At 58.9% G+C, this 462-nt stretch carries 1 pseudogene; it reads right to left on the bottom strand.

The features are described from left to right. Positions 1-404 (bottom strand): annotated as a pseudogene (locus tag DVK07_RS21540) (tyrosine-type recombinase/integrase); the annotation flags it as partial. Between the last annotated feature and the right edge of the window lie 58 nt (positions 405-462).

The following is a 462-nucleotide window of genomic DNA, read 5'->3' as shown; positions in this document are numbered from 1 at the left end:
CTGCCCTGTTCGTGAGCGACACTCTGGAGACGCTCGATCACAACCTCAACGGCGTCAGCGTACGCGCTGTACCAAAACCGACGTCCCATCTTCGAGGTCGGAAGCTCCCCGCGAACACGCACATCCGCACGCGTCGCAATCGACTTGAACCGGCGATTTAGCGTCTCACCAGTGAGGTGATCACGCCGAGCGTCCGGAGAGGGGAACAGATACCCCTCCCACCCCTGCTGGTTCGAGAGCCGCGCGAGCCGATCCTCTAGGACATCCTCGCCGTAAATTAAGGCCACTGTTCCAGGACCGTTCTTCCTCGTATTGAACGAGAGGTACAGTGACTCCGCCTGAAGCTCAACATTCTCCACGTGGAGGGTTGCTAATTCGCTTCGTCGTAAGCCCCATGCACACAGCCCTAAGACGATCAGTGGCTCTTCGATATCCTCAGTCGCAACCGCAAGGGCTCCGACC

It is taken from the genome of Halorubrum sp. Atlit-26R, assembly GCF_003666015.1.
Taxonomy (GTDB): domain Archaea; phylum Halobacteriota; class Halobacteria; order Halobacteriales; family Haloferacaceae; genus Halorubrum.
Note: the sequence above shows the minus strand (reverse complement) of the source record. Positions and strands in the feature narration are given on the sequence as shown.